The organism is Thalassolituus sp. UBA6592 (assembly GCF_002433655.1).
GTDB lineage: Bacteria > Pseudomonadota > Gammaproteobacteria > Pseudomonadales > Oceanobacteraceae > Venatoribacter.
On the sequence record NZ_DJIO01000160.1, the window covers coordinates 447 to 7,680 of the forward strand.

The window sequence follows — 7,234 nt, forward strand, 5'->3', positions numbered from 1 at the left end:
TCCAGCTGAGCTAAGGGCGGATCGGTCGTCCACTGCGCTGCAGACGACGTAAGTGCGCGCATTGTATATGTTTTTTCCGGTTGGCTCTACTGTCGGCGTCAGCTGCTCAGGCCGGTGTCTTTGTGCAGGGTGTTGAGGATATCGCGCAGTGTGGTGGCGATGCTCTGCAGCTTCTGGTTCTCTTCATCGGTGAAGGGGTGGACGAGAATCTTGTCCACGCCTTTGCGGTTGATCACCGCCGGCAGGCTGAGGACGACGTCGTGCAGTCCGTATTCACCCTGTGGCATAACGCCCACCGGCAGCACGGAGTTTTCGTTGATGTCGATGGCCTGAATAATGCGGAATACGCTGGCGGCGATGCCATGGCTGGTGTTGTGTTTGAGGTGGAAGATCTCCAGCCCGGCCTGGGTGACATCATGCAGCAGCTGTTCCGGAGAGATGGGGGCGATGCCGTTGTGAGCGCAGTAGTGGTCGATATGTTGCCCGGCGACGCTGACCAGACTCCAGGGCATAAAGTTGTGTGCTCCGTGTTCGCCGAGCACGTAGCCAAAGGTATTTTTCGGGTCGATATCGAGGCGTTCGCCGACGATTTTCATCAGTCTGGCTGTATCAATCATGCAGCCGCTGCTGATCACCTGGCGCGGCAGATAGCCGGTGTTGGCGATCACGGCGTAAGCAGCAATATCACAGGGGTTGGTGACCACAATGAGGATGGCATCCGGTGCATGAGGCTCGATTTTGCGGGCGATATCCACACAGATGCGACTGTTGATGTCGGCCAGATCCAGACGACTCTGGCCATCTTTAATCTGCGCACCAGCGGTGATCACTACCACATCGGCACCGGCCAGCCTGCTGTAATCATCACCGCCGCTCAGGCGGGTATTTTTGCTGAAGGTGAGGGCATTGGTATGGCCGAAATCGAGCATCTCGCCGCGCGCTTTGTCGGCGTTCTGGTCGATCATGACCAGTTCGCGCACGCTGCCCAGCGTCATCAGGTAGTTGCACAGGCTGACGCCCACCATGCCTGCCCCGATTACTCCGATTTTCATAGTCACCTCCGTGCTCTGCTTGTTCTGCGGTCTTCTCAGACTGTTGATAGCTGAGTTAGTTTACGCCCGGGGCGGCACTGCTGACAAAGCAGCTGATTTGCTGCCAGCGCAGCAGAGTTTTAAAGTGCTGGCTGGTTTTGTTATCTGTAACCGGAGTTCTGTTATGTCTGATGCGTTTGAGAAAGGTCTGAAAATCCGCCGTGAAGTGATGACCGATGAGTTTGTCGATAAGGCGTTTAACAATGCGACGTCGTTTACCATGCCGCTGCAGAAGCTGGTCACCGAGAACTGCTGGGGGGATATCTGGGGGCGCGAAGGTCTGTCGAAGCGTGACCGCAGCCTGGTGAATTTGGGCATGATTTCCGTGCTCAACCGTCAGCAGGAGTTGGCCGGCCATGTGCGCGGAGCCATTAATAATGGCGTAACCGTGGAAGAAATCCGTGAAGTACTGCTGCAGGTGATGGCCTATGCCGGTGCGCCGGCGGCGATTGATTCTTTCCGTACCGCATCAGCTGTACTGAGCGAGATGGGTATCAACCTCGACGATATGTCTGCTGAGTAACGGCTTTAGCCCTTCCTGCTGCTGTTTAATAGTGGCAAGTTTGGGCGTAGTTGGTGGATAGAGCTGGTGGGGACGGCTGGTGGGCTCCGCCCACCAATTGCCATGTCAGGCAAAACCGCCGGTTGGTTAGCTTGAGACGTAACCCGGCGGATAACTGCAATATCTCCCTCCCGCAGCGGAGATCCTTTCTCACCCGTCATGACATTTGTTATCAACACCCGGGCGAATTTTTGTGGTTATCCTCAGTTTCTGTGGATAACATTTTGGATAAGTTTGGTACAACTCATCCACAGGCGCATAATTGCTACGCTTTTGTTAAATCGGTGAAATTTTATACGTTCCGTTATGTGTCCGGTCATCGGGCTAAAACCCACATTGTGCCTGATGTTTCAACCACTTTTTTATTTTTAAAACAGTGGGATAGCAAGGTCTTTTGTGATACTGCCTGATTCACCGGGTTATTGCCTGTATGTGGATAACTTTGTGAATATCCTTTGGGTGTTCTGGGGGCAGTCAGCAGAAATGCCCATGTTTACTGCGTCTGTCCACGAGCTTTAGCTGTCAGTAAGTAGGTTGCAGATGTGTCTGTATAGATGCCAGTAGAGATGCCTGAAACGGCAATACGGATGCCGCTCTGTTGCAACGAATAAACAGCCAGGTCCGGAAAAACAGCATGAAACAGTGGATTTCCCCACACAGCCCCGTGGCTTTGCTTCATTTGACCGGCCATTTTTGCGATAATCGCCGCCTTTTCTAATCTTATCCCGAACCCACCGAATACGAATCGTATCTATGAAACCGCAAATCGCTGAGCTGTTATCCGCTGCCGTTACCAATCTCAAATCTCAGGACGTCCTGCCCGCTGATCTGGAACCCCGCATTCAGGTGGAAAACACCCGCGATAAAGCCCACGGTGATCTGGCCACTAACCTGGCAATGATGCTGGCCAAACCAGCGGGTAAAAATCCGCGCGAGTTGGCGCAGTTGCTGGTGGACGCGATTCCGGCCAACAATCTGGTCGAGAAAGTGGAAATCGCTGGCCCGGGTTTTATTAACTTTTATCTGAGCGATGCCTCCACTGCGAGTCTGGTGCAGGCCGTGCTCGAGCAGAAAGAAGCTTACGGCCGTAACAACGAAGGTGCTGGCCGTAAGGTGCAGGTGGAATTCGTATCCGCCAACCCGACTGGCCCACTGCATATCGGTCACGGTCGTGGAGCGGCGGTTGGTGACTGTATCTGTCGTCTGCTCGATGCCTCCGGCTGGGACGTAACCCGCGAGTTTTATTACAACGACGCCGGTGCCCAGATTAATAACCTGGCGCTGTCGGTTCAGGCACGCTGCAAAGGCTTAACCCCGGACGACGCCAGCTGGCCGGAAGACGGTTACCGCGGCGATTACATCGTCGACCTGGCCGACAGCTTTATGCGTGGCGACACCGTAGCATCCGAAGATCAGAGCTTTACCGGTACCGGCGATGCCGATGATCTGGAAGCCATCCGTCACTTTGCCGTGGCCTATCTGCGTCGCGAACAGGATCTGGATCTGAAAGCCTTTGCTGTCGATTTCGATGTGTATTTCCTTGAGTCTTCCCTGTACAGCGAAGGCAAAGTAGAAGCCGCGGTGAAAAAGCTGATCGACAACGGTTACACCTATGAAGACGGCGGCGCACTGTGGCTGCGTACCACGGATTTCGGTGATGACAAAGACCGCGTAATGCGTAAAACCGACGGTGGTTACACCTACTTTGTACCAGACGTCGCTTACCATATGGATAAGTGGGAACGTGGATTTGAGCGCGTTGTAAACGAGCAGGGGGCGGATCACCACTCGACTATTACCCGTGTGCGCGCAGGCCTGCAGGCACTGAATGCCGGTATTCCGAAAGGCTGGCCGGATTACGTGCTGCACCAGATGGTGACGGTAATGCGCGGTGGCGAAGAAGTAAAAATTTCCAAGCGTGCCGGCAGCTACGTGACCCTGCGCGATCTGATCGACGAAGTGGGCCGCGATGCGACCCGTTACTTCCTTGCGGCGCGTAAAGCCGACAGTCAGCTGACCTTTGATATTGATCTGGCGCGTTCGCAGTCATCCGATAACCCGGTGTATTACATCCAGTACGCTCACGCCCGTGTGTGTTCTATTTTCCGTAAACTGGCGGAAGCTGGTCAGAGCTGGACACAGGAAGAAGGTCTGGCAGCACTGGGTAAACTGGAACTGGAAAGCGAAAAAGAACTGATTGTTAAACTGGGTCGTTATCCGGAAGTGGTGAAACGTTCTGCCGATAACCACGAGCCGCATAACATCGCGACGTATCTGCGTGAACTGGCCGGTGATTTCCACGCCTGGTACAACTCAGAGAAAACGCTGGTGGATGATGCTGAACTGCGTAATGCGCGTCTGACTCTGGCCGAAGCCGTGCGTCAGGTAGTTAACAACGGGCTTAGTTTATTAGGTGTTTCTGCACCGGAAGAGATGTAAGTTCTCTCAAAACGCCAGCTTGTTATAGCGGTTCTGGCGGTTCTGTAGCAGGGACCGCTTGATGGAGGTGGCAGCTCATACAGAACAGTGTGAGCTGCTTCCCTTCCATCAAAAGATAAAGCAAAAGATAAAACACAGGACAAAAACGTGGCGTACTGCGCAGCAGCAGATACCACACCGCCTTACTATACGGCGCTGATTTTAAGACAGGTTAACAGGAATAATAATGTCTGAAGGTGGAAGCAAGATTCCGAAGTGGGTGTGGATTACGACCCCGACTCTGGCCGTGGCGTTCATCGGCTTTATCCTTTATCTGTCTACTATCCCGGCCGGTAATGAACTGGATGCGGTGAAAGGCGATGCCAAAAAAGCGCTGCAGATCGGCGTTGATAAAGCCAAAGAAGAAGCCGCGAAAAAAGTCGATAAGCCTTCCTACGATTTTTACAAACTGCTGGAAAATCAGACCGTCGAAGTTCCTGAAGTTGAGGAATACCACTCCACGCCGAAAGACGCCGAAGAGAAATACCAGTACCTGTTGCAGGTCGGTTCATTCCGCAGTGGCGATGACGCCGAACGTCTGCGCGCCAGCCTGTTGCTGGAGGGTATGGATGCCTATCAGAAAAAAGCCGAAATCAACGGTAATACCTGGTTCCGCGTGTATGTCGGCCCGTTCACTGACCGCTCTAAGCTGAATAAAGCTCAGGACATGCTGGTGGCACGCAGTATCAGTCCGCTGGTGTTGAAAGAACCGCTGAAGAAATAAAACAATTAAGTATTTAGCTCTGCGCTTGAGAAAAACCGGCCTGAATACAAAGCCGGTTTTTTTATTTCTGGCGTATGCAAAATACGCAACCTGCCTGAGGCGTTCTGCTTCCCTCAGGCCGGTCAGATTCGGAAGCCTGTGGCGGAATGCGGTACACTCTGGGGGAATTCATTTTCCCGGGAGCAGAGTGTGCAGACAACATGGCAGCAGGTACTGAGTCAGACCTTTGGTTTTGAATCACTACGCCCCGGTCAGCAACCGGTGGTTGAGGCTCTGTTAGCCGGGCGTTCTGCAGCGGCGATCTTTCCCACCGGTTCCGGTAAATCCCTGTGCTACCAGCTGCCGGCACTTATGCTGCCCAATCTTACGCTGGTGATTTCCCCGCTGTTGGCGCTGATGCAGGATCAGGTGCAGTTTCTGCAATCCAAAGGCATTGCCGCCGCCACCATTGATTCCACTCAAAGCCGTGAACAGACCCAGCAGGTGATGCAGGGCGTCCGTGATGGCAGCATTAAAATTCTGATGGTGTCGGTTGAGCGTTTAAAAAATGAACGCTTCCGCCAGTTTATGAGTGAAATCCCGGTGTCTCTGCTGGTGGTGGACGAGGCGCACTGTATCTCCGAATGGGGTCATAATTTCCGCCCGGACTATCTGAAACTGCCGGATTATTGCCGTGAGTTTGCGGTTAAGCAGGTGTTGCTGTTAACCGCCACAGCCACTCAGGCGGTGATTGAAGATATGCGTTCACACTTTGCCATTGCGCCGCAGGATGTGGTGACCACCGGCTTTTATCGCCCGAATCTGCGTTTATTAGTCCAGCCAAGCCCGGAGCATGAAAGAGTCGGCAAATGCCTGCAATGGCTGCAGCATCTGGCGAAAAAGTCGGCAGAAAAGCAGCAGGATTTTGCTGCGGTTATTTATGTGACGCTGCAGCACACCGCCGAAGACGTGGCAGAGCAGCTGAACCGGCAACTGCCGTTTGAGGTAAAGGCGTATCACGCCGGGCTTGGCCATGAACAGCGCGAGGATATTCAGCAGAAATTTATGCGCGGCGATATTCCGGTCATCGTCGCCACCATTGCTTTTGGTATGGGTGTGGATAAGAGCAATATCCGTCAGGTCATGCATTATGATCTGCCCAAATCCACCGAGAACTACAGTCAGGAAATCGGCCGTGCCGGGCGCGATGGCAATGCCTCAGACTGCATTATGCTGGCTGATGAATCCGGCCTGACCGTGCTGGAGAATTTCGTCTACGGCGATACGCCGGAGCTGAGCAGCATTGAGCATGTGCTGAATGCCATCCGCCAACAGACCCAGAGCCGCAATCAGGTGAGTCAGTGGGAAGTGCTGATGACACCGCTGTCTGCGGAATCCAATATCCGTCTGCTGCCGCTGAAAACCTTATTGGTGAATCTGGAAATGCGCGGCGTACTGACTTCCCAATACAGCTACTTTGCCGAATACCGTTTTAAACCTGAGCTGGCGGAATCTGCATTGCTCGGTCAGTTTCATGGCGAGCCTCAGCAGTTTCTGCAGACCGTACTCAACACCTGTCAGAAAGGCCGTACCTGGTACACGCTGGATGTTGAGGCGCTGGAAAAAGCCGCTGGCAGCAGTGATATTCCGGTACGCGTGCGGGCATTAAAAGCACTGGAATACTGTCAGGAAAAGGGCTGGATTCAGCTGGAAAGCAAACAGATGACGGATGTGTACCGCGTCGATCAGCAGGCGCTGGCGGATCAGTCGCTGGCCGCTACCCTGCATCAGCATTTTATGCAGAAACAGGAAAACGAAATCTCGCGGATTCACAACATGCTGGCCTTGTTCCGTGAGCCGCAGTGCGTGGCGCGTCGGTTGTCTGCGTATTTCGGCGAGGATATGGGGCAGGACTGCGGCGTCTGTTCTGTCTGTCGTGGGCAGTTCCGACCCTGGCCGGAAAAAACAGCCAGCGCCAGTCAGCTGCCAGCAGATCAGCAGTTATTCGGGTATCTGGCAGAACTCAGACAGAAGATTCAGTCGCAGTTTGGCAGTCAGCCATCGCTGGATTTACAGACGCGTTTTCTGTGTGGCATTCAGGTGCCCTGGCTGGGCAAAATCCGCGCCCGTCAGCTGTCAGGTTTTGCTTCCTGTGAGCAGCTGAGTTACGCCGCGGTTAAAGCCCGGGTACAGGCATTAACGCATGGGCAGTAACTTAATCGCCGGACATCCATGCCCAGCGGACCAGAGAAATCATCGTTCATTTCGGCGCTCCAGAGGCGAATTTTAGGCCTCCGCGATGCCACGTTGCAAAGCAATTCAATTGCTGAAATTTATATGGTGACATTGAATTCAGATTCATTGTTAATCCTGAAGACAGGCAATGAGGTTGCCATAAAC

Annotated in this window: 5 protein-coding genes; 4 read left to right on the forward strand and 1 reads right to left on the reverse strand. The window is 53.5% G+C overall.

Going from position 1 to position 7,234, the window contains the following annotated elements:
* Positions 1–98: 98 nt before the first annotated feature.
* Positions 99–1,052, reverse strand: coding sequence for a lactate/malate family dehydrogenase (locus B2Z72_RS16245; protein ID WP_296982951.1), 954 nt, complete (start codon positions 1,050–1,052; stop codon positions 99–101).
* A gap of 163 nt (positions 1,053–1,215) precedes the next feature.
* On the opposite strand from B2Z72_RS16245, the gene B2Z72_RS16250 reads away from it, so the two are divergent.
* The 4 genes from B2Z72_RS16250 to B2Z72_RS16265 all read left to right on the forward strand — a co-directional run bounded on the left by B2Z72_RS16250 (position 1,216) and on the right by B2Z72_RS16265 (position 7,048).
* Positions 1,216–1,614, forward strand: coding sequence for a carboxymuconolactone decarboxylase family protein (locus B2Z72_RS16250; RefSeq protein ID WP_296982952.1), 399 nt, complete (start codon positions 1,216–1,218; stop codon positions 1,612–1,614).
* Positions 1,615–2,406: 792 nt separating this feature from the next.
* Positions 2,407–4,092, forward strand: a complete 1,686-nt coding sequence (gene argS, locus B2Z72_RS16255; RefSeq protein WP_296982953.1) for an arginine--tRNA ligase — start codon at positions 2,407–2,409, stop codon at positions 4,090–4,092.
* 226 nt (positions 4,093–4,318) lie between these two features.
* Positions 4,319–4,855 (forward strand): SPOR domain-containing protein, encoded by a 537-nt coding sequence (locus B2Z72_RS16260; RefSeq protein WP_296982954.1) that lies wholly within the window; start codon positions 4,319–4,321, stop codon positions 4,853–4,855.
* 189 nt (positions 4,856–5,044) lie between these two features.
* Positions 5,045–7,048 carry a RecQ family ATP-dependent DNA helicase gene (locus B2Z72_RS16265; RefSeq protein ID WP_296982955.1) on the forward strand — a complete coding sequence of 668 codons (2,004 nt, stop codon included), beginning with the start codon at positions 5,045–5,047 and terminating at the stop codon, positions 7,046–7,048.
* The last annotated feature ends 186 nt before the right edge of the window (positions 7,049–7,234 follow it).